Source organism: Planococcus sp. SSTMD024 (genome assembly GCF_041320495.1).
Classification (GTDB): domain Bacteria; phylum Bacillota; class Bacilli; order Bacillales_A; family Planococcaceae; genus Planococcus.
The window spans coordinates 1,092,620-1,112,925 of the sequence record NZ_JBGGNS010000022.1 but is presented as its reverse complement, the minus strand read 5'-3'; the positions used below and the strand labels follow the sequence as shown (position 1 = coordinate 1,112,925).

At 50.7% G+C, this 20,306-nt stretch carries 25 protein-coding genes; 6 read left to right on the top strand and 19 right to left on the bottom strand.

Annotation, left to right across the window (positions count from 1 at the left end; genetic code table 11):
* Together AB9R92_RS14190 and pcp are read right to left on the bottom strand one after the other, a co-directional pair.
* On the bottom strand, positions 1 to 933 hold the full coding sequence (locus tag AB9R92_RS14190) for an ABC transporter ATP-binding protein (protein WP_370670074.1): 933 nt from the start codon (positions 931 to 933) through the stop codon (positions 1 to 3).
* Positions 934 to 1,099: 166 nt separating this feature from the next.
* Positions 1,100 to 1,714, bottom strand: coding sequence for a pyroglutamyl-peptidase I (gene pcp, locus AB9R92_RS14185; protein WP_370670073.1), 615 nt, complete (start codon positions 1,712 to 1,714; stop codon positions 1,100 to 1,102).
* Positions 1,715 to 1,847: 133 nt separating this feature from the next.
* On the opposite strand from pcp, the gene AB9R92_RS14180 reads away from it, so the two are divergent.
* From AB9R92_RS14180 to AB9R92_RS14165, 4 genes are all read left to right on the top strand, one after another.
* Positions 1,848 to 2,618 (top strand): ABC transporter substrate-binding protein, encoded by a 771-nt coding sequence (locus AB9R92_RS14180; protein ID WP_370670072.1) that lies wholly within the window; start codon positions 1,848 to 1,850, stop codon positions 2,616 to 2,618.
* Between the two features lie 31 nt (positions 2,619 to 2,649).
* Complete coding sequence (locus AB9R92_RS14175) at positions 2,650 to 3,309, top strand: amino acid ABC transporter permease (RefSeq protein ID WP_370670071.1); 660 nt, start codon at positions 2,650 to 2,652, stop codon at positions 3,307 to 3,309.
* Complete coding sequence (locus tag AB9R92_RS14170) at positions 3,302 to 4,024, top strand: amino acid ABC transporter ATP-binding protein (RefSeq protein WP_370670070.1); 723 nt, start codon at positions 3,302 to 3,304, stop codon at positions 4,022 to 4,024. The genes AB9R92_RS14175 and AB9R92_RS14170 overlap by 8 nt, the downstream gene beginning before the upstream one ends.
* A 102-nt stretch (positions 4,025 to 4,126) precedes the next feature.
* Positions 4,127 to 4,996 carry a hypothetical protein gene (locus AB9R92_RS14165; protein WP_370670069.1) on the top strand — a complete coding sequence of 290 codons (870 nt, stop codon included), beginning with the start codon at positions 4,127 to 4,129 and terminating at the stop codon, positions 4,994 to 4,996.
* 47 nt (positions 4,997 to 5,043) lie between these two features.
* Here AB9R92_RS14165 and AB9R92_RS14160 read toward each other — a convergent pair whose 3' ends face one another.
* Entirely contained in the window at positions 5,044 to 5,811 is a 768-nt protein-coding gene (locus AB9R92_RS14160) for a serine hydrolase (protein ID WP_370670068.1), read from the bottom strand.
* Positions 5,812 to 5,970: 159 nt separating this feature from the next.
* On the opposite strand from AB9R92_RS14160, the gene AB9R92_RS14155 reads away from it, so the two are divergent.
* Positions 5,971 to 6,243: a hypothetical protein gene (locus tag AB9R92_RS14155; RefSeq protein ID WP_370670067.1), complete on the top strand. Its 273-nt coding sequence runs from the start codon at positions 5,971 to 5,973 to the stop codon at positions 6,241 to 6,243.
* A 71-nt stretch (positions 6,244 to 6,314) separates the two neighbouring features.
* Here AB9R92_RS14155 and AB9R92_RS14150 read toward each other — a convergent pair whose 3' ends face one another.
* From AB9R92_RS14150 to AB9R92_RS14090, 13 genes are all read right to left on the bottom strand, one after another.
* Positions 6,315 to 7,322 carry an LLM class flavin-dependent oxidoreductase gene (locus tag AB9R92_RS14150; protein WP_370670066.1) on the bottom strand — a complete coding sequence of 336 codons (1,008 nt, stop codon included), beginning with the start codon at positions 7,320 to 7,322 and terminating at the stop codon, positions 6,315 to 6,317.
* A gap of 87 nt (positions 7,323 to 7,409) precedes the next feature.
* Entirely contained in the window at positions 7,410 to 7,712 is a 303-nt protein-coding gene (locus AB9R92_RS14145; protein ID WP_370670065.1) for a hypothetical protein, read from the bottom strand.
* 55 nt (positions 7,713 to 7,767) lie between these two features.
* Positions 7,768 to 8,433 (bottom strand): HAD family hydrolase, encoded by a 666-nt coding sequence (locus tag AB9R92_RS14140; protein ID WP_370670064.1) that lies wholly within the window; start codon positions 8,431 to 8,433, stop codon positions 7,768 to 7,770.
* Positions 8,430 to 8,978, bottom strand: coding sequence for a histidine phosphatase family protein (locus AB9R92_RS14135; protein WP_370670063.1), 549 nt, complete (start codon positions 8,976 to 8,978; stop codon positions 8,430 to 8,432). The genes AB9R92_RS14140 and AB9R92_RS14135 overlap by 4 nt, the downstream gene beginning before the upstream one ends.
* Positions 8,979 to 8,999: 21 nt before the next feature.
* Positions 9,000 to 9,191, bottom strand: coding sequence for a hypothetical protein (locus AB9R92_RS14130; RefSeq protein WP_370670062.1), 192 nt, complete (start codon positions 9,189 to 9,191; stop codon positions 9,000 to 9,002).
* A 160-nt stretch (positions 9,192 to 9,351) separates the two neighbouring features.
* Complete coding sequence (locus AB9R92_RS14125) at positions 9,352 to 11,025, bottom strand: acyl-CoA dehydrogenase family protein (protein WP_370670061.1); 1,674 nt, start codon at positions 11,023 to 11,025, stop codon at positions 9,352 to 9,354.
* Positions 11,026 to 12,528 (bottom strand): class I adenylate-forming enzyme family protein, encoded by a 1,503-nt coding sequence (locus AB9R92_RS14120; protein WP_370670060.1) that lies wholly within the window; start codon positions 12,526 to 12,528, stop codon positions 11,026 to 11,028.
* Positions 12,525 to 12,908 (bottom strand): MerR family transcriptional regulator, encoded by a 384-nt coding sequence (locus AB9R92_RS14115; RefSeq protein WP_370670059.1) that lies wholly within the window; start codon positions 12,906 to 12,908, stop codon positions 12,525 to 12,527. The genes AB9R92_RS14120 and AB9R92_RS14115 overlap by 4 nt, the downstream gene beginning before the upstream one ends.
* 136 nt (positions 12,909 to 13,044) lie before the next feature.
* A complete protein-coding gene (locus tag AB9R92_RS14110; RefSeq protein WP_370670117.1) occupies positions 13,045 to 13,791 on the bottom strand; it encodes an amidohydrolase family protein in 747 nt (248 codons plus the stop codon).
* Positions 13,792 to 13,796: 5 nt separating this feature from the next.
* The gene (locus AB9R92_RS14105) at positions 13,797 to 14,282 is read right to left on the bottom strand and encodes an HIT family protein (RefSeq protein ID WP_370670058.1); all 486 of its coding nucleotides are present in this window, start codon (positions 14,280 to 14,282) and stop codon (positions 13,797 to 13,799) included.
* Between the two features lie 31 nt (positions 14,283 to 14,313).
* Entirely contained in the window at positions 14,314 to 14,847 is a 534-nt protein-coding gene (locus tag AB9R92_RS14100; RefSeq protein WP_370670057.1) for an NUDIX hydrolase, read from the bottom strand.
* A gap of 398 nt (positions 14,848 to 15,245) precedes the next feature.
* Positions 15,246 to 16,610, bottom strand: a complete 1,365-nt coding sequence (locus tag AB9R92_RS14095; RefSeq protein ID WP_370670056.1) for an NAD(P)-binding domain-containing protein — start codon at positions 16,608 to 16,610, stop codon at positions 15,246 to 15,248.
* A 53-nt stretch (positions 16,611 to 16,663) separates the two neighbouring features.
* A complete protein-coding gene (locus AB9R92_RS14090) occupies positions 16,664 to 17,110 on the bottom strand; it encodes a MarR family winged helix-turn-helix transcriptional regulator (protein ID WP_370670055.1) in 447 nt (148 codons plus the stop codon).
* A gap of 96 nt (positions 17,111 to 17,206) precedes the next feature.
* Between AB9R92_RS14090 and AB9R92_RS14085 the strand changes: the two genes are divergently transcribed.
* Complete coding sequence (locus AB9R92_RS14085; RefSeq protein WP_370670054.1) at positions 17,207 to 17,704, top strand: GNAT family N-acetyltransferase; 498 nt, start codon at positions 17,207 to 17,209, stop codon at positions 17,702 to 17,704.
* Positions 17,705 to 17,737: 33 nt separating this feature from the next.
* Here the strand turns inward: AB9R92_RS14085 and AB9R92_RS14080 are convergent, their stop codons facing one another.
* The 3 genes from AB9R92_RS14080 to arsA are packed head-to-tail and all read right to left on the bottom strand — an operon-like array spanning position 17,738 to position 20,306.
* Positions 17,738 to 18,016 (bottom strand): iron-sulfur cluster biosynthesis family protein, encoded by a 279-nt coding sequence (locus AB9R92_RS14080; protein WP_370670053.1) that lies wholly within the window; start codon positions 18,014 to 18,016, stop codon positions 17,738 to 17,740.
* 49 nt (positions 18,017 to 18,065) lie between these two features.
* Positions 18,066 to 18,494 carry a protein-tyrosine phosphatase family protein gene (locus tag AB9R92_RS14075; protein WP_370670052.1) on the bottom strand — a complete coding sequence of 143 codons (429 nt, stop codon included), beginning with the start codon at positions 18,492 to 18,494 and terminating at the stop codon, positions 18,066 to 18,068.
* 42 nt (positions 18,495 to 18,536) lie between these two features.
* A complete protein-coding gene (arsA, locus tag AB9R92_RS14070; protein WP_370670051.1) occupies positions 18,537 to 20,306 on the bottom strand; it encodes an arsenical pump-driving ATPase in 1,770 nt (589 codons plus the stop codon).

The window sequence follows — 20,306 nt, the reverse complement described above, 5'->3', positions numbered from 1 at the left end:
TCAGTCCCTTAATTTCCGTCCGGTCAAACGCAAGAAGACATCTTCAAGTGTCGGCGTCTGGACATTGACGTTGATTACTTGCGCGCCGTAGCGCTCTGCTTCGTGGAACAAAGCCGCAAGCATTCTGGTTCCTCTCGGGATGATCAACTTCAAGCTTTGGCCCTCGACTGTCGCGTGTTGCACTCCCTCTATTTCGCTGAGTTTCGTGAAGAGCTCCGGATAATTCTGGTCAAATTCAATCAGTACCGTTTCCTGATCCGACAAGATCGCTTTCAGTTCTTCTTTCGTTCCTTCCGCGATGACCTTGCCGTGATCCATAACGTAAACCCGGTCGCAGAGCTTTTCAACTTCCTCCATGTAATGGCTTGTGTACAGGACCGTCATCCCTTCGTCCCGGTTGAGCTTGCGGATTGTCTCTAATAAGTGGTTGCGAGATTGGGGATCGATGCCGACAGTCGGTTCGTCCATAATAAGCACTTCGGGTTCATGCATCATCGCTGCCGCCAGGTTGACTCTCCGCTGCATGCCTCCTGAATAATTTTTGACCAGCTCTTGTTTCCGGTCTGCTAAACCGACAAGTTCCAACACATACTCGATGCGTTGTTCGAGCTTGTTTCCCGACAAGCCGTAAAGCCGGCCGAAAAATTTCAAGTTCTCATAAGCACTCAACTCTTCATACAAAGCGATTTTTTGAGGAACGACGCCAAGCACACGGCGCATGTCATCCGGTTTTTTTAATACGCTCTTGCCGTTAAGCCGGACATCGCCGGAGCTCGGCTTCATCAACGTGGAAATCATGGCGATCGCCGTAGATTTTCCAGCCCCATTCGGACCCAACAGCCCGACCGATTCCCCTCGATTGAGCACCAGGCTCACATCGTCGACTGCGACGGTGTCTTTGAACTTTTTCGTCAGCTGCTCCGTTTCAAGCATAAGGCACCCCTTCTTCTAAATATCCTGTTAAAACTATCCTACTGCAATTCACTAAAAATGCCATTATATTCAATAAGAATGTTCAAGATTTTGCTGCAAAGCCTTTTTTCATCTATTACTGCTCACAATAAAAAGACAGAGCTCCAAGGCCCTGTCTTTTCAATTTTTATGATCCTTCTTCAGCCATCGTTTCCAAACAAATTCGCACACCGCGCAACAAATCTTCATGCGACCAGCTCGGCAGCTTTCCGTGCTCGATCGCCAGCTGATGGTCTGCCGGGATATGAATAAAGCCCGACAGCATCTCCGGCTTGTTCATGGCGGCATAACGAAGACCTTCATACATAATGTTATTGCATAGATATGCACCAGCTGTATTGGAGATTTCCGCTGGGAGGCCCGCTTGAAGCAGAGCTTCCGTCATCCTGCGCACCGGCAAAGTCGACAGATACGCATCAGGCCCTTGTACGGAAATCGGTTCACCGACCGGCTGGTAGCCTTCATTATCCACATCGCCGTCTTTGACATTCAACGCGACACGCTCCGGCGTGATCTTGTAGCGGCCAGCTGCGAGCCCCAAAGAAACGACCGCATCGGGCTTCAGCTCGTCGACCCATTGCACGATCAAATCGCCTGAACGGTTAAAATCGACCGGCAAGATGCGGCTGATGATACGGTATCCGCCAATCTGTTCGGCGTCCAATTTCTCCGCAATCCTCATCGTCGGGTTTACCGCGTATTCCAAGAAAGGTTCAAATCCTGTTAAAAGCAAAGTTTTCATCTGTCCACACTCCAATTTTCTGAACTATTTGAATTAATAAATATTCATTAATATGTATAAAAACTCTTTTACTTAACAGTTCTCCGTGTTAAGATTCATTTTATCGAATAAACATACGACGGAGGGAATTATTATGAAAAAATCATATTTACTTGCAGGCGGCGCTACAGCGCTTCTTTTGACAGCTTGCGGCCAAGAAGAAACAGGCGCTGGAGCTGCCGAACAAAAAGAGGTATTGGAAATGGGCACATCCGCTGAGTTCGCCCCGTTTGAATCACGCAATCCGCAAGGCGACATCGTCGGTTTTGATATCGACCTTGCCAATTATATCGCAGATGAACTCGGCGTTGAACTGAAAATCACCGACATGAAATTCGACGGCTTGATCGGCGCTCTGCAAAATGACCGCGTCGACCTGGTCTTGGCCGGCATGTCCGCAACGGATGCCCGCAAGGAAAACGTTGATTTCTCGACGGAATATAACCATTCCGGTGAAATGTTCGTTTCCCAAAAAGGTTCAGGTCTCGAAACGCTTGAAGATCTGGAAGGATTGACAGTTGGCGTACAGCTCGGCACGATCCAGGAAGAAGGCGCAAAGAGCATCATTGAGGATGAAGCGATCGATTTCGAACTGAAGGCGCTCGATGATTCCGGCGCATTGATTCAAGAAATCCTGTCCGGCCGCATCGATGCCGCTTATATGGATAAGCAAGTCGCACTCGGCTATATCGAAGCACAAGGGCTCGATGCATTCGATGACCCGACGACCGCTTCTCCTGGCATGGCGGTAGCTTTCCCGAAAGGCAGCGAGTTGGTGGAAGAAGTGAATGCTGTCCTTGCTGAAATGGAAGAGAGCGGCAAGCTCGATGAACTGAAAGAAAAATGGCTCACAGACGAGCAGTAAAATTCGCCTTTAGAAAAGAGTTGGAACTGTTATGAATCTTGATTTCTCACAAATCGTCCCGTATATCCCCTTCATGCTTGAAGGGATTTGGGTGACCTTAAAATTCGTCTTCTTCGCGATCATTCTCGGTTCCATTCTTGGAACCTTGCTGGCACTCTTTAAAATCGGATCGGTGAAACCGCTGAGATGGTTCGCCGATTCCTATACGTCGATTTTTCGCGGCACGCCGCTTATCTTGCAGCTGATGATCATTTATTATTCAATTCCGCAATTGACCGGCTATGACATCTCGCCGTTTCTATCGGCAATTCTCGCGTTCGGTTTGAATTCCTCCGCGTATATCTCGGAAATCATCCGCGCCGGCATCCAGGCAGTCGACAAAGGCCAGCTGGAAGCAGCGCAAGCCCTTGGCGTCCCTTACAGCGCCATGATGAAAGACATTATCCTGCCGCAAGCGCTGAAGAACATCCTGCCTGCCTTAATGAATGAATTCATCACGTTGACGAAAGAATCCGCCATCGTTTCGACGATCGGCTATCTGGACTTGATGCGCCGTGCCCAAGTGGTCGGGGCGGACTTGTTCCGTAATTTTGAACCGCTATTGTTTGTCGGTGTCATCTATTGGTGCCTCGTTATGGGACTCACTGTCATCGGGCGCATGGTCGAAAGGAGATTGAAGCTTAGTGATTGATGTACAAGCCTTATCGAAACAATTCGGAAACAACCTCGTATTGAGCGATATTACAACCAGCATCCAAAAAGGCGAAGTCGTTGCGATCATCGGCCCGTCCGGTTCCGGTAAATCGACTTTCCTGCGCTGCTTGAATTTACTGGAGACGCCGACTTCCGGTGCGATTGAAATCAACGGCAAGAACTTGACCGCTTCCAAAAAAGAGATTCATAAAATCCGACAGCAAATCGGCATGGTGTTCCAGCATTTCCACCTCTTCCCCCATATGACGGTGCGGGAAAATTTGATGTATGCCCCGATGAAAGCAAAAGGCGTCAAAAAAAACGACGCTGAAGAAAAGGCACGCCAATTGCTTGAGCGCGTCGGCTTGGCGCAAAAAGCCGATGCCTACCCGAACAGTTTGTCGGGCGGCCAGAAGCAGCGCGTCGCCATCGCGCGCGCACTCGCCATGGAACCGGAACTCATGCTGTTCGATGAGCCCACTTCCGCTCTCGATCCGGAAATGGTCAAGGAAGTGCTCGAAGTCATGAAAGATCTCGCGAAATCCGGCATGACGATGATCGTCGTCACGCACGAAATGGGCTTTGCCCGTGAAGTCGCAGACCGTGTTTTATTTTTGGACCACGGCGTCCTTGTGGAAGAAGGCGAACCCGAAAACTTTTTCAAACATCCGTCGAGCGAACGCGCACGTGACTTTTTAGATAAAGTGCTGTAACCAGAAACGTTCATGTGATGCTCAAAACTCTCGCCCATTTTCGGCCTGTCCCCGTGCTATAATCGGTAATGCAGGAAATACCCGAAATTTGAGGTGGAAATTTTGTTCAGAAAGCTTGCCATATTGATCATTACTTTGTTTTTCATGGCGCTGATCATCTTTACAGCGGTCATGTTTTTAAAAAATGAGGAAACCCTTTATACGTATCAGGACGTTGAACTCAGCATCGACAAGCCGACCTTTATCACGCTCGGCGAAGCCCAGACGGAAACCGACGGGAATGTCACGACTGAAGTCTACCCGCTGACATTCCTCACACTGTCGGTCGGCTCGCTGTCCATCACCGAGGAAACTTTGCCGAACGGCGATGTCCTCCTCTTCGACAAAGCCGAAAATACCGGTTGGATGCCGTTCACGTTCTCCATGAACCGCAGCGGCATGGCCGATGCTGAAGTGACACGCTGGAACGAAGAACCGATGTTGCAGCAAGAGGAAGAAACTTACGGCACCGATGCGACGCGCAATCCATTTGGCGTCATTCGCAGCGCAGATACCGAAACGCTGCAAGGCAATATCTATGTTTCCCGCGGCTTGTCGCTCGGAAACGGTGAACGCGTGCAGGAACTGCGCCATGAGATCTATGACTTCCCGGTCGAAGAAGGCGTGATGGAAAAGAGCTTGTGGCTCCCGCCGAAACACCAAAGCGAAAGCTGGATGCTCATTTCAAGCGAAACGCTGTTCGACTCCACTGAAACCGAAACCGACTGGGTTCAATTCGCCAACGCCAATCGCCGCGCGCAATTCAATTGGCTGACGCCGGATGGGCCTCGCCAAAAGATGGCCTTGACGGATGACTTGCGGACCGAGCTTGCCTATACCATTCCAGAAGATCCGGAATCGGCGTACCCCGAATGGTCCGAAGAAACATCTTCGCGCTTTTTTGAATCGATGCAACAGTATTTAGCTGAATAAGCCTGAATCCCCCTGGATGGAAGTTCGCCAGGGGGATTTTTTGGGGGTTAAACCTTAAGCTTCATGTGCTGATGGATCAACAGACCGATCTTCGCAATCAATTGACAGGCATCGAGCGGATGATCTGCCCCTTCCACAAAGACCGCAGCGATGATGAAACTTTTGCCTTGCCCAAAAATCCCGGCATCCGCCTGCAGGCCAGCCAGTTCGCCGGCTTTTCCGTAAAATTGCACTTCCTCTTCTTCGATTGCTGCAGTCAGTTTTCGGCTTTGCTGCTTGCCCAAAATATCCATGGCACGTTGACGTTCGCGTTCCGGCAAGATGCCTGGCCTGGCGAACGCTTCCATTAACCGAACCATATCGCTGGCACTGGTCCGGTTGTCGAGCCCTTTTTCAGCCGCTTCAAAATCCATGAAGTTGCGCTCGATTGCTGTATTCTTCATTCCGAGATCACTGCACGCCTTATTGACAAGGTCTTTCCCAAGCAAATCCAGCACCGCATTGGAGGCGGCATTATCGGAAACGATGATCATCAAAGTCAATACATCCCACAAGGCCAATTCTTTAAGAGAATCCATATGGTCCAATATGCCAGCTCCGCCGGTCGTTGTGCCCCCGAATGCAACCTTCTGGCCACCCGACAAGGTGCCGTTTCCGATTTGCCTGCACGCTTCGAATAACAGGGCCAATTTGACCGTACTGGCTGCCTGCATCGAAACTTCGCTATTGATGCAGACGCGTCCTGAATGGGAGTGCACTGCCACACTAACACGGCCGGAACACTCGACAATCAGTTGTTTAATTGCATTTTCCACTCTTGCCACGCCCCTTCCCTTAATGATTCCATTCGTCAAAAATCGTTCCAGTCCTTTAAGTCAAATTAATATTAAAAAGACAGAATACTCTGTATAATGGAAAGTGAAAATAGAGAGGGTCCGTCGTTCTTGCGATTTTAACAAAAGGAGGATAATGTCATGGAGCGCAAATGGGTGGAACGAAAAGAAGTCGAATTGCGGCTCGATGAAGAGTTCAATGCAATTTTGAACATGATTGGCGAAGGCGGCCCGGACTACGCAAGAATCGATGAAGACACCGAACCGAAGGAATTGAGGGATTGGCTCGCCGAGGAATTCGATTCGATTTTGAACATGATCGGCGAAGGCGGCCCGGACTATGCACGGAACGATGAAGACATCGAAAGGCAAATCATGAAGCACGACGAAGCCAAATCCCAAGACCTTCACTGATGGCTCCCCCTCCTTATCCGGAGGGGGATTTTCTATTGAAAAAAAGCACCAGCTCATGGCTGGTGCTTTTGTTATTCCATCATGTCCGCAAGCAACGAATAAGAATGCAGGCGATCTTCCTGATAAAAAATCGGTGAATTGACGATGACTTCGTTGGCGCGGGTTTTCGAGACAAATGCGGCAAGTTTTTCGCGTACTATTTCCGGCGTTCCGACGATCATCGATTCGGATTTCAGTTTGTCGCGGAACATGACGATTTCACGCGGCGTCCACACCGACCCGAGGTCATCAATCGGCGGCTGAAACGTTGTCGGTTCACCTTTCATTAGCGCAAACATTTGCTGCTGCGAAGATGTGGCGAGCCACTCTGCACGCTCCTGCGTATCCGCTACGATCAGCGACACGCCAACCATCGCATACGGGCTGTCGAGCGCCGCGGATGGTTTGAAATTCTGATGGTACAATTGCAGCGCCTGCATCGTAAAGTCCGGCGCAAAATGGCTGGCGAATGAAAACGGCAAGCCTTTTTGCGCAGCGAGTTGTGCGCTGAATCCGCTCGACCCGAGGAGCCATAGCGGAATGTCCATGCCTGTTCCAGGGTACGCTTTGACGCGGCCGACCGGTTTATCGGAGAAATAATTCTCCAATTCCATCACTTGCTGAGGGAATTCGTCGCCTGTGCTGTGAAGTGTGCGACGCAGGGCATAAGCCGTCGCCTGGTCGCTGCCGGGTGCACGGCCTAGGCCTAGGTCGATGCGGTCCGGATACAATGACGCAAGCGTCCCGAATTGCTCCGCGATGACCAGCGGTGCGTGGTTTGGCAGCATGATGCCGCCTGAACCGACGCGGATCGAGTCGGTTTTCCCGGCGATATGCCCGATCAAGACGGACGTCGCCGAGCTGCCGATGCCTGGCATATTGTGGTGCTCCGCCAGCCAGTAACGGTTGAACCCAAGTTTCTCTACGTGCTGCGCAAGTTCCACGCTATTTGCAAATGATTCCGTTGCGTTGCTGCCCGAATTGATCGGCGCCAAATCGAGCACGGCCACAGGAATCTGCTGAAATGTTTTTTGTGTCATAGCTTTAAGCACTCCTTTACCTCCCCTATTGTAACGCTCAAGTTTCGGAAGGCGTACGAAAATGCTCAGAGACCGTATTTCATTTTCTCACTGGACGCGAACTGCCCACCGGAGGCACAGCCAGGCACTGAGGAAAATGCTCACCCACAGCGCGAGGTTAATGGACAAAATGACAGGATAGGAAACCGTCTGCACTTTCTTCTTATAGAAATAGACTACAACAAGAATTGCCTCCACTGTCCACAATGGAATCATCCAGAGGAACTCAGGTGCTACGAAGCGTTCGTTTGTGTAGTTCTCACTGATGGCCCCTTCCGCAAAAAATATGGAAATCGAGATGGCCATAAACCCGCTGAACAATAAATTGCCCCATAATAAGACTGCTTTCATGCTCCGCCACTCCCTATGCAAGTTTGGTGAAACCTAGCCTGAACACGAGTTGATGTTATGCATTTAGCTTTTGGACGATCCTGTTCACTTCGTCCAACTCATCTATAGCGTAATCCGCCTCGGCTTCATTCCAATAAAAATCTTTTTTCCATACCCCGATCATGCCGGCATTTTTAGCTGCCTCCACATCCGATGTTGGATGATCGCCGACGAACAAACTTTGGGGCGGCAGGACATTCAACCGGGCCATCGCTCTATCGAAAATCCGCGGATTCGGCTTTCTTAAATTCTCGCTTTCGGAAATCAAGATTGCATCAAAGCACTTCTCGATTCCCAAGGCTTTAATATTATCCATCTGGAATTTGCCCTTGCCATTTGAAATGATTCCTAGTTTCATGCCTTGTTGTTTCAAGCTCTCCAGCATTGCTTGAAGCCCATCGAAAGGGACGCAATGGAAGCGAAAATGGGCGAGATAATCTTCCAATAAATTTTCCATCGTTGTCTGTTCGATTCCAAATTCCTGGATCAATTGAGCATAGACCCGGTCTTTCCACACATAGCCCCGCCTGTCCAATTCAATAAAGCGCTCGGCATACACGTCCTTTGGAATATGCCCGAGAGATCCATGCATCCGTTCGTATTGATCGTCGATAAACGACACGACTGAAGCATCCCGATTGAGCAAGGTCCCGTCCAAATCAAACAGCACCGCTTGAATCATCGAGAGTCCTCATTCCACAATCGTTCCCCGCTCTTCCCATCTAGCGTATCAGTTAAAACAAACACATCCGGATTGCTTAAAGCACGCCATCCTTCAAACCCGAAGCCTTCCACATAACGCGACAGAAGCAAGGCCATAATATTACCGTGGGTAACGATTGCTGCTGTTTGGCCACTTTTTTCAAGCTCACCCACGACTTGTGAAATACGGTCCAGCGCCTGTCTGCTGGATTCGCCGCCTTCAAGCACAAGATCGTGGTCATCGAATGTGCTCTTCAAGCGCTCGAACCAATCCGTAAGATTTCCTGAACTCAAGACCCGTTCTTTCAAACGCTCGTCGGTTTCGATTTCTACAGCCAACGCTTCTGCTAACGGTGCGATCGATTGAACGGCTCGCGTATAGGGGCTCGAGACGATTCGCTCGATTCCCGCCTCGCTTAAAAAACCGCCTAATTCCACAGCTTGTGCCATGCCAGTTTCCGTAAGCGCTGCCTTGGGCTCCTGTCCAGTTGCGGCACAATGCCGGATGATGTAGATCTTTGTCACTTAACACCACTCCATTTCCATTTATAAGCCAAGCAAATCCGCCATGATTTCCGCGCTGCCTGGCGAGAACATGAATAAGGAAAACCCAATGCATAGAGCACCGCCCACGAGCAAGCCGATTTTCACGATGAGCGGAAACCCTCTTTTCGGCAAGATCCCTGCAAAAAACAAGCAAATGCCGACGAACAACAACAGCATATACCAGAAACCCATGCGCCCACCCCTTTTTTAATTTGTTAATAACTGGACGCTTCCTGAATGAAAAGGTTCTGCTGTTATGCTAATGCCACTCCTGCATCAAGCTTATCATATGCCTGAGCGCTTATTCGGCATAAAATTCCCCGCTGCAAAAAATTGCAGCGGGTGATTTTTTTTACTTATCCATCACTTCTTTAAAATAGTTCACGGTTTTCATTTCCCCACCCCTCGTTCTCGTGTCCCATGTCAGTTCGGTGAAAACCTCAGATAGCGGCGCATACAGGCCGCCATGTTTTTGAGCCCATTCGAGTGCGACTGTGTTCTCGAAAAGCTGCGCCATTTTCTTCATCAGGCCCTTCGCTTCAAAGCTTTGCAGGGCGGCATCGAATCCGGCAAACGCCGTCAGCTCCTCACCAAGCTCTTTGGTTTTCTCTTTCAGCAATTCCACATCAGCGCTCGCCTGTAGCTTTGCCAGCCGCCCTTTGATATGGTCGATGAATATTTCATGCGCTGATAATTTATTGACGAGGCGGATCAGCTCGAGCCCAAGAATATTTGCCGTACCTTCCCAAACGGTGAGCACTTGTGCGTCGCGCAATAGGCGCGGTGTTATGAAATCCTCGATATAGCCATTGCCGCCGTGCATCTCGATCGCTTCGTGAGAGAAATGGATCGCCTGTTCCGCTGATTCTTTCTTCAAAATCGCGATGAGCAGGCGGTTCAGTACTTGTTCTTCTTGTGCGGCGCTGCCCGCTGCGACGCGGTCATACAAACCGATTAAATCAAAAATCGCCGCCGTTTCAAACTCCTGCTTGGCGCGCAGCTTCATCAGGCTGTCCTGCACCATCGGGAAATCAGTGAGCTTTTGGCCGAATGCATTGCGGCGCTCGGCGTATTCCGCCGCTTCATCAAGCGCGCGTTTCATAATGCCGATCGATGCGACCGCGTTACAGATGCGCGATAAATTCAACGCTTCCATCATGTACTTGAGGCCACTTTTCGGATCACCGACGACATATGCTTTAGCGCCGTCGAATTCGACTTCTCCCGACGGCACCGCCCTTACGCCGAGCTTGTCTTTCAAGCGGCGGATCCTGATGCCGTTCAGTTCGCCGTCCACTTTCCACGGCACCGCGAACAACGTCAGCCCTTTCGACCCTTCCGGTGCTCCCTGCCTGCGGGCGAGCACCATCGCGACACCCGCCATGCCGGCATTCGACGCGAAATATTTTTCTCCATACAAGCGGTATCCATCATCGGTTTCAAGCGCCTGCACGACATTCGCCCCGACGTCTGAACCGCCTTGGCGTTCGGTCAGGAAGGTCGCGCCTTCAAACAGTTCCGTATCGCCCGTCGCACAGACATGCGGAAGGAACCTTTCTTTCAGCGCTTCATCTGCGTAATGGTCAAGCAGATAAGCCGTCGCCATCGTCAAAGTGACCGGGCAGTAAAAGCCGGGTTCCGATTGCGCTAGTAAATACCCTTGCGCAAAACTGTAGACGTAATTGCCTTTTCTTTCGAGTTCCGGAATCTCTTTGTGGATGTAACCGACGATTCCGGTCCTGTAGGTTTCATCGACTGTCTTTTTATAGCCTTCGTTGACCCATACGTGCGAAATGTCTTCGCCGAGCCGGTTGTATTTCTCGAGTTTCGGCGCACCTTCCCGGTCGGTATGGCGCGCGCGTTCATCGATGTCGCCTGCAGCGAGCTTCCCGAATGCTTGCAGCTCGCGTTCTGCATAGCGGAAAAAATCCTCCGGCAATTGCTGTGCCAAAATCTTTTTCAAGGTCTCGTCATTTGTATAGAAATTGCGTTCGCCGCTTGGTGCGGCACCTTTTAAGACGACCATTTAAACACTTCCTTCCCGCAGCGGCTGCTTGAGGATCTTGCCGGAGGCGTTGCGCGGCAAAGCTTCGACTTGTTCGATGAGCTTCGGCACTTTATAGCCTGCCAGCTCCTTTTCGGCGAACGACTTGATTTCGTCTGCGCTCAATTCACGCGAGGCGGCGAAATACGCTTTCACGGTTTCGCCCCATTCCGCGTGCGGCACGCCGATCACCGCCGTTTCGTGGATGTCCGGATGCTCCAGCAGCACTTCCTCGATTTCTTTCGGATATATATTGACGCCGCCTGATATAATCAAATCCTTCTTGCGGTCGACGACCCAAATAAATCCGTCCTCATCGAATTTCGCCAAGTCGCCGGTTTTCAGCCAATCGCCAATAAAGGTTTCTTTCGTCGCTTCCTCGTTCTTGTAATAGCCGAGCATATTGCCTTCGCCGCGCAGCAGGATCTCCCCGACTTCACCCGCAGCCACGTCCTGCCCGTCTGGATTTACAATTCGGATTTCAGTATGGAGCGCGGCGCGTTTCCCGATGCTTCCCGCTTTTTCTGCGTGTTCCGGACCGGTCATCAAGGTTCCGCTCGGCCCTGCTTCTGTCAAGCCGTACACGCAGACTAAATTATTCGTGCGGAATGATTCCTGGACGAATTTCACTTCGCCCGCAGATAACGGAGCGCTTCCGTAAATCCACCATTTCATCGAAGACAAATCACGCTTAGCGATATCCGGATGCTTGGCGGTCATGAGATAAGCGACCGGCGCTCCGAAGAAATGCGTCGTCCGTTCCCCTTCGACCGTATCAAGCAACAAGTCCGGCGTGAATGTCGGGACGAGCACATGCTTTGCGCCGACGATCATCCCGGCCACCAAAAACAGATGGAGCGGTGCGGAATGGCTGAGCGGCATCATGTGCAGCAGGCGGCTGTCGGGCTTCATTTCCATTTCGACGCAGATCATTTGCGCGACCGTCAGCACATTGCGGTGGCTGAACAGGACGCCTTTTGGTTTGCCGGTCGTGCCGGATGTATACAGGATTGTCGACGGCTCGTCGTCCTGTGCATCGGAAGTTAGCTTTTCCGCTTCCTCTACAGCTGCCAAATCAGCGAATGCTTCCCATCCTGGCACTGCTTGCCCGGTCTTAACCGTCAGCAACCCGTCTGTTTCCGACTCCATCACGGCATCAAATATCAATTCGTGGGCAAAAAGCGCTTTGGCATCCGAATGTTCCAAGATATAGCCGATTTCTTTTGGCCCGAGTTTTGCGCTGATCGGCACGATCACCGCATTGATGCGTTGCGCAGCGAAATACGTCATCACGAATTCCGGCACATTCGGCATGAACAGGACGATTTTATCTCCTTTGCCGATGCCTCGTTTCAACAGCGCGTGCGCCAAATTATTTACAGTCTTATCCACTTCTTGGAACGTCAAGCGCTGCCCCATCCCGACCAGCGTCTCTTGTTCCGGGTATTTCCGTGCATTACGCTCCAGCAATTGTGAAATATTCATTTTTCCATCCCCTTCAGTTTCGATAATTTCTCGTTAAACTCCCCAAGCAAAGACTCCATCTCCTGTTTCGTCTTTTCAAGCTCCTCGATGCGGCGCTCCATTTCCTGTATTTGCTTCTGGCCGTATTCGATCGTGCGTTCAAGCTGTTTCCTGCCCGAGCGGTCAGCATCGAACAACAACACCATTTCCTTGATTTCCTCCAATGTGAAACCGTATTTCTTGCCCCGGTCGATGAGCTTGAGTTTCGCGATTTCGGCATTCGAAAACAGCCGCTTATTGGAACCCGTCCGCTCGGGCTTGAGCATGCCCAGTTCCTCGTAATAACGGATCGTCCGCGTGGTCACCCCGAATTCCTCTGCGGCTTCACGTATCGACTTCATCTGCTGCCCCCTCACTTTGTCTGATTGTTGTGATAATTCCAGTCTAGCATTGACGTTAACGTAAAGCACAAGGGCTTTTTGCACAAAAAAAGCCAGCAACCTGCCGGATGGACAGGTTGCTCGCTCGAGATAGACCTTATTCAATTCCATACCATTTCAATGCATTCAGATAGAGCACCTTTTCCGCTTCTGTGCCGCCCAAAGTTTCTTGGATAATTGTCACATCACTTGCCCGGAAAGGTGTTTTTGCTCGTGTCGACGGAAGGTCGGTGCCAAACAACAGCGCCTCCGGATCAATTTCATGGATGGCCCGGACTGCGTCAGACGGATCAAAATCAATTCGGCCGAATCCGGTCGCTTTCACCTTCACGCCTTGGTCTACTAGCTTCAAGACATCTGGAAATCCCGCTTTTGACAAACCGAGATGATCGATGGAAACCGACGGCAACTGGCTGATTGTGTCTTTCAGCTCCTCGAGATCGTTTGAATCGATGTACAGCTCGGCGTGCCATCCGGCGATATCATGGACACGCCTCGCGAAATGATCGAGCCGCTCGATGGTTTCCGAACCGCCGCGCTTCACATTAAACCGCACAGCCCGTACGCCTTTTTTGTGAAGCTCCAGGATTTCTTCATCCGATGTGTCCGCCGGCAATTGCGTCACGCCGGCAAACCGGGCGCCGAGCGTTTCGAGCGCATCGAGTAAATACGATTGGTCAAAGCCTTGGAACGATCCCGACACGATCACCCCACCGGTCACCTCAAACCCTTTTACGGATTGAAGATAATCAGAAACGGTGAATGCAGGCGGCAAATAGCCTTGATTTTCGGTCAACGGGAATCGGGGGTCGATAATATGCAGATGGGCATCGAAGATTTTCACTTTATTCATCGCTTCAGTTCTTTCGTCAAAGCTGCAATCGCCCGCCTGACATTCCTTAGGTTCGTTTTATCGTTCATTTCAGTTCGCGCATGCAAAAGCACTGGCCGCAGTGATTCGACGGAACGCCCGAACTCGTACATCCATTCATAGCGCGGCACCATCCACGTATGGAAATGATGTGTCGTGTCTTCATTATAGAAATAATAGACCGACTCGATGCCAAGGATGTCGCGCTGTGCTTTGCGGATTTCCGAAAGGATCGCGATGTAATCGAGACGTTCTTCTTCCGTCAATTCATCCAGGCTTTTCAAATGGCGCTTCGAGGCGAGAATGATCAAGCCAGGGATTGGATAAGCCACATCCTGATGGGCATGGAAATGCTCTGTCTCTACCACCACGCCGCCTTCGGGTTCGATCAAGCCATTCACCAACGCACAGCTCAAGCATTCGACTTCGACGGTTTCGCCATTTGCCAAAGTGATGGTTCTCATTTTAATCATCCTTCCTTTTCATGGCTTTTCTTTACCGGAACGACCCATCCCATGCATAAGTCGAAAAAGAGGCCAATTTCTCGAAATAGTGTTCCAGCCGCTGGTATACGGAAGGGACAATCAAGCGCTCGCGGTTCATTTGCTGAAACTCGATCCAATTGACTAGCTGCGCGGCGCACACTTCTCCTGCCTGAAGTTGCAAGGCATCCATATCGATGCGCTCCTTGCACCTCCAGACGTAACTGTCCAGAAAATAATTGCCGCCTTTCATTTGCCCTAGAAACTGCAATTCCCCTGGCCTTGCGAACAAGCCGGTTTCTTCTTCCAACTCGCGAAGCGCCCCCGCCAAGCTGTTTTCTCCCGCAATGACAGAACCACCCGTTGTTTCCCACAGCATCGGAAGCGTTTTTGCCGGGTCTCTTTGCGTCATGAAGATCCTTCCATCTGCATTGAGCGTAATCACTTCGACGACAATGTGGAACTCACCAGGCTGCAATTTATTTCCTCTAATATGTTTTTTCCCGAGCGGGTTCCGCTCCCCATCATACAAATCCCAAACTTCCATTTCTCTTGCTCCCATCCTATCGTCATTAATTTCCATGCTAACTTTCTTACTATTTAAGCTCTGTATTTACTTTAATAAATATTCCCATTAATTAACAGACTTTTTTTCATCATTTGCGATTTTCTAAAAAAAAAGGCACTGGAGGCAGATGCCCCCAGCACTGGTTTTATTTCATTGCGTTCATGTTAATTACGCAGGGAACCGACTGCTTGTAAAAAGCTGTTGCGGCTATCGCGTCCGTACCTCCCGAGATCCTTGTGGAAAAATGTGTTTACCATATAGTCCGCGGCACAGTCCAGGCTGCACCCGTGCGAAGACATGACAAGCGTAAGATAGGACTTGAAATACGCTGGCTGCAGGCGGCCTCCGTGGTTGACTGTCATCACGATCCACTCCCATTAGCAGCAGCTGCCGATTGCGGTTGGCTGCTGGCCATTCTTGGAAACACCCGAACTGCAAACGCCCGTTTCCGGCAACTCCAGCTCCACTTTTTCTGAAGCTGCAATATCGCCGGTGAGATAAGAGACGATGGAACGGACTTGTTCATAACCGGTCGCCAGCAAGAATGTTGGCGCACGGCCGTAGCTTTTCATGCCGGCAATGTAAAACCCTTCCTCTGGCTGCCGCAATTCCTTCTCGCCGTGCGGCCGGACCGTTCCACAGCTATGGACGTTCGGGTCGATCAGCGAAGCGAGTGCTTCAATGCTTTCGGTGGCATCATCGATTTTCAAGCGAAGTTCTTTCAAGAAATGAAAATCGGGACGGCTGCCCGTATTGACGATGATTTCATCGATTCCTTCGATCGAATGGCTTTTTCCTTGCCATTCACCCGTCAAGGATAGTTTTCCTTCTTTTCCGGAAACTTGCTCTATGCGAAACGGCGTAAAGACTTTCACACGCCCGGAATCCACCAATTCATGGACACGCGCTCCGAGTTCACCGCGCGCTTCTAGCGCATCCTCCGCTCCGCCGCCGTAGACATCCTCGATTTTCGGTTTGCGCAGAATCCAGGAAATCTTCCCTTGATGTCCAGCATCCTCAAGTACGGCAAGATCCAATAAGGTGTTGATGGCAGAATGCCCTCCGCCAATGACCGCTGCGTGTTTTCCGGCATAACGCTCCCGGTCTTTGCCATGAATATCGGGGATTCCATAAAAGATATGCGCTTGCTGGCTGCGCTCGCTCTGTGTCCAAACCCCATCCGCTTGAAGCGGATTCGGCTGGCCCCAAGTGCCTGTGGCATCGATGACGGCTTTCGCTTCAATCCGCTCCGTCTCCGCACCGCCTGTCTCTACATAGATCACGAAAGCTTGATGCTCTCGGTTCGCCGTCTTCAGCTTGTCTTGATGTTTTCGGCTGATGGCACTTACACGGGCATTGAGGCGGATAAATGGCTCGAGTTCGGGGACAGCAGCCAGCTTCATCAAATAATCTTCCACCAGCTCGGCTCCTGTCGGCAATTTATCCTCCCCTGGCGCATTCCAGCCAGAGCGGTCCAATAAGGCTCGCGCCGCTTTATCGATATTGTATTGCCAAGGAGAGAACAAACGGACATGTCCCCATTGCAGCACGTGATGGCCGATTCGGTCACCCGCTTCAAGCACCAGAAACTTCTCACCCGCCAGCGATAAATGGGCAGCAGCTGCCAAGCCGATTGGCCCTGCCCCGAGGACCACGACCGGCAAGTCCGGCGCTGTCTTTTTCGTTCTTTCGAGTTGGATGGTTTGTGGAGTGGTTGAACAACAAGTTGTTTGAGTGTTCATGTATTAGCCTCCTTATTTTCCAAAACTTGATTATTGCAAGCATTTATTCGACTTCAATACATTGGTTTACAGCAGACCGAGGATTTCGCCATCGCCTCGTTCAGCAACTTGATCGATTGCAGCACCATATCCCGTTCGAATTCAGTCATATGCGAGAAGATTTCCTCGAGATGTGCCTCCATGTCTTTCTGGATGGCAAGCGCTACTTTCTTTCCTTCTTCTGTCAAGCCCAGCACCGAGATCCGTTTATCCGCAGAAGACGGAACTTTTGTGACCAAGCCTATCTTCATCAAGCTTTGCACTTGCCGGCTGAAAGTTGACAGGTCGGTCGCAAGGGCATCTGCCACTTGTTGCATGGATGGCCATTCCCGGCGGTCGATCTCATAAAGGATATGGCTTTGCACCAAGCTGATTTCCACATTGTCAACTGTACAGCAATTTTTATTTAATAAGCCAAAGCGTTTAACCATGCTTTGAAAAAGTTCCCGTTTGTTTTCCATCTTCAACACCTCTAGTGATAGCATATAAAATTAACTTGCAAATTGCAAGTATTTATTTTAATATTTAATCTAATTATAAGAATCGGAGTGATGCATATGGAATACATCATCAGGCCGGCGGTGGAGTCGGATTGGCCGGAAATCAAGCAAATCTATGAAGCGGGCATGGACAGCGGGCTCGCTACCTTCGAAACCAAAGCGCCTAGTTATGAACTCTGGAGCGATAGCGAGACAAGTTATTGCCGGTTGGTTATTGAGGCAGAAACGCAAATACTTGGCTTTTGCAAGCTGTCACTTGTATCGAAACGCCCTGTTTACTCGGGTGTCGGGGAAGTGAGCATCTATATCGATCCCGCTCATTTCGGCAAAGGCGTTGGCCAAAAACTCATGGAAGCCCTTATTCAAGCCTCGGAACAACAAGGCTTCTGGACCTTGGAAGCCAAGGTTTTCCCTGAAAACGAAGCGAGCATCCGCCTTCATAAGAAAAACGGATTCCGTGAAGTCGGTGTCCGTGAACGCATCGGAAAACGGGACGGCGTCTGGCGCGATAATGTCCTGCTCGAACGCAGAAGCAAAGTAAACGGGATCCACTAAAAAAAGAGCTCACGAATGAGCTCTTTCATCTATTCAACAGCCAGTCGGCGCGCCAATCATGACCAGGCCGCCTTGCTCGCCTTGCGTGTCAAAATCCAAAGCGAGCTCCTCTGCCATTTCTTTTGCGTCCGGCGCGACCGCTACACTGATGCCGTTCACATCGATGAGTTCATCCGTTTGTTCCGGTGCATCGAGCGATAGGCCGATTTGCGGGCCGCAGCAGCCAGCGACTGCATAAAGACGCAAGTTTTCCGTTTGCTGTTCTTCCAGAATGGACTGGATATAGTTCTTAGCTTCATTGGTAATCATCATACGATTCATCTCTCCTATTCTTTTCAATTATTCTTCACTCTAATATGGATTAGGCTTGTGGAAAAATACGGTGCAGCGATTCTTTCAGTTCCGGCTTCACGCTGATGATTGGCCGGACGTTCATGGCCATCTGTTCGGCTTCGTCGACCGTCTTGGCTTCACCTAATGCAAGCAAGGTGCCGATCGCGACCGTACCGGTGCGATTGCTTCCGCCTGCGCAGTGGAAAAAGATTTTCTTGCCTTCCTCATAAGCAGTGACGACCCCGTCCACTGCTTCTTGGATCGACTCATCCTGCTGCTCGAGTGAATCATCGACAATCGGCGTGTGGATGCGTGTATAGCTTTCATCGCTGTTCCCTGCTTCTGCGCGCAAATCGAAGACGACGTCGATGCCTTCGTTTTTGACGGCAGTTTTCGCATCTGCTGCGCCGCCGATGAAAATGCGGTCTTTCACTATTTGCTGGTATGCTTCACTCATCGTTTGCCTCATTCCTTCCAAACTAATTTGATGTCCCTATTATTATAAAATGAATTCTTTCAGCTGGTCATATCCAATTTTCTCTTCTTCGAGCCAAGGAATGATGGCGCATTTCTCGGCCAGTTCCTCATCGACTTTGCGAATCCACTTTTTCTCGGAGATCGCGCGTCCCCTCAGTACAGCATCTGCTGTATTTGTAGCATAAAGGCTTTGGTTAATGACCCACCATTTCGGCTCGATCCCGGCACGCTTTAAGTCTTCTTCGAGACGCGCCGCTTCCAACACCGGCGTCGCTTCCGCCAAGGTGACGATGACGACGCCTGTTTCTTTTGGATTGCGCAGCCTGGGCAATAGGTTTTTAACACTGTCCGGCACATCACCGGTCGAGCGGCTCATTTCCTTATGATAGGCTTCTGTCGAATCGAGCAGCAATAAAGTATGCCCGGTCGGCGCGGTATCGATGACGACGATTTCGTTCTCGGATTTCTCCACTACTTTGGCGAAGGCTTGGAACAACGCGATTTCTTCGGTGCACGGTGACTCCAGGTCTTCTTTCAAATAAGCGAGCTCTTCCTCGGTCATTCCGCTGCCAGCCTGTTCGATAACAGCGTCTTTATAACGCGCCACTTCGATGTCAGGATTGATGCTGCTGATGGACAAATTGTCGCGTATGCCGCTTCCTTCAAACGTATACGCCAAGTGAGCTGCTGGGTCGGTCGTCGTCAAATGGACTTTATGGCCTTTCTCGGATAAGCCGACTGCGATGGCGGATGCGACGGAAGTTTTGCCGACGCCGCCTTTGCCCATCGTGAAAATGACGCGCGTATTGTGTTCGGAAAAGTCATCGATGACGCTGTTCAATCCGGGCAAGTCGAGCGGACCTCCCGCTTCTTCCGTTTCGAACGAAGTGATCGCGTATGAACTGAACAGATGGCGCAAGTTTGCAACGCCTGTGAGCGAATAAGAAACGTATGGCAATGAATAAGCCATCACTTGCTTCAACGCTTCAGGTGTCTGTTCAATCGCCGCACGCTGCCGCTTGTAGAATGCTGCCGAGACCGCGTCTTCCGGCTGATGCGTCTGAAGCAGCCCATTGACGATGAGCAATTGGTTTTTGATGCCGATTTCTTTTAATTCAAATGACGCACGGTCCGCCTCGAGCAAGGAGGAATTGTCAGGGCGCGCCACTAAGATCAAAGTCGTTTTGTTGCCATCGGACAGCGAATCCACCGCTTTTTTGTACAGCGCCTTTTTGCCTTCAAGCCCATCAAGCGGGCCGAGGCACGATGCGCCGTGTGTGCTGTCTTCCAAAAATCCGCTCCAAGCCGTCGGCAATTGCAAAAGGCGCAGCGTATGGCCGGTCGGTGCCGTATCGAACAGCACATGGTCGTATTGCGCGAGAATCTCCTCGTCTGCCAACAAATGCGAAAACTCATCGAATGCCGCGATTTCGACCGTGCAAGCCCCGGATAATTGCTCTTCCATCGTTGCGAGCACCGCCTCCGGCAATTTGCCGCGGTAAGGCCCGACGACACTCTCTTTATAAGCTTTGGCCGCTTGTTCGGGGTCAATGTTGCAGGCGGATAAATTCGGGACAGACGGAATTGATTTCGGATCATTTGTCAGTTGGACTTCCAGCACGTCTTGCAAATTAGAAGCAGGATCGGTGCTGACGAGCAATACCTTCTTGCCCTGATCAGCTAAGGCGACAGCTGTTGCACACGCAGTCGAAGTTTTCCCGACACCGCCTTTACCGGTGAAAAATAGAAACGGGGTGACGGCCATTTGATTCGGATTGAACAATGAATACAT

Excerpts from the sequence above, each read along its gene's own strand:
- AB9R92_RS14115 (WP_370670059.1), bottom strand. The coding sequence starts at position 12,908 with ATGAAGTCGATACGTGAAGCCGCAGAGGAATTCGGGGTGACCACGCGG.
- arsA (WP_370670051.1), bottom strand. The coding sequence starts at position 20,306 with ATGTATTCATTGTTCAATCCGAATCAAATGGCCGTCACCCCGTTTCTA.
- AB9R92_RS14085 (WP_370670054.1), top strand. The coding sequence starts at position 17,207 with ATGGAATACATCATCAGGCCGGCGGTGGAGTCGGATTGGCCGGAAATC.
- AB9R92_RS14140 (WP_370670064.1), bottom strand. The coding sequence starts at position 8,433 with ATGATTCAAGCGGTGCTGTTTGATTTGGACGGGACCTTGCTCAATCGG.
- AB9R92_RS14125 (WP_370670061.1), bottom strand. The coding sequence starts at position 11,025 with ATGGTCGTCTTAAAAGGTGCCGCACCAAGCGGCGAACGCAATTTCTAT.
- AB9R92_RS14100 (WP_370670057.1), bottom strand. The coding sequence starts at position 14,847 with ATGGAAGTTTGGGATTTGTATGATGGGGAGCGGAACCCGCTCGGGAAA.
- AB9R92_RS14180 (WP_370670072.1), top strand. The coding sequence starts at position 1,848 with ATGAAAAAATCATATTTACTTGCAGGCGGCGCTACAGCGCTTCTTTTG.
- AB9R92_RS14190 (WP_370670074.1), bottom strand. The coding sequence starts at position 933 with ATGCTTGAAACGGAGCAGCTGACGAAAAAGTTCAAAGACACCGTCGCA.
- AB9R92_RS14095 (WP_370670056.1), bottom strand. The coding sequence starts at position 16,610 with ATGAACACTCAAACAACTTGTTGTTCAACCACTCCACAAACCATCCAA.
- pcp (WP_370670073.1), bottom strand. The coding sequence starts at position 1,714 with ATGAAAACTTTGCTTTTAACAGGATTTGAACCTTTCTTGGAATACGCG.
- AB9R92_RS14105 (WP_370670058.1), bottom strand. The coding sequence starts at position 14,282 with ATGAGAACCATCACTTTGGCAAATGGCGAAACCGTCGAAGTCGAATGC.
- AB9R92_RS14120 (WP_370670060.1), bottom strand. The coding sequence starts at position 12,528 with ATGAATATTTCACAATTGCTGGAGCGTAATGCACGGAAATACCCGGAA.
- AB9R92_RS14080 (WP_370670053.1), bottom strand. The coding sequence starts at position 18,016 with ATGATGATTACCAATGAAGCTAAGAACTATATCCAGTCCATTCTGGAA.
- AB9R92_RS14090 (WP_370670055.1), bottom strand. The coding sequence starts at position 17,110 with ATGGAAAACAAACGGGAACTTTTTCAAAGCATGGTTAAACGCTTTGGC.
- AB9R92_RS14075 (WP_370670052.1), bottom strand. The coding sequence starts at position 18,494 with ATGAGTGAAGCATACCAGCAAATAGTGAAAGACCGCATTTTCATCGGC.
- AB9R92_RS14130 (WP_370670062.1), bottom strand. The coding sequence starts at position 9,191 with ATGGGTTTCTGGTATATGCTGTTGTTGTTCGTCGGCATTTGCTTGTTT.
- AB9R92_RS14150 (WP_370670066.1), bottom strand. The coding sequence starts at position 7,322 with ATGACACAAAAAACATTTCAGCAGATTCCTGTGGCCGTGCTCGATTTG.
- AB9R92_RS14175 (WP_370670071.1), top strand. The coding sequence starts at position 2,650 with ATGAATCTTGATTTCTCACAAATCGTCCCGTATATCCCCTTCATGCTT.
- AB9R92_RS14155 (WP_370670067.1), top strand. The coding sequence starts at position 5,971 with ATGGAGCGCAAATGGGTGGAACGAAAAGAAGTCGAATTGCGGCTCGAT.
- AB9R92_RS14145 (WP_370670065.1), bottom strand. The coding sequence starts at position 7,712 with ATGAAAGCAGTCTTATTATGGGGCAATTTATTGTTCAGCGGGTTTATG.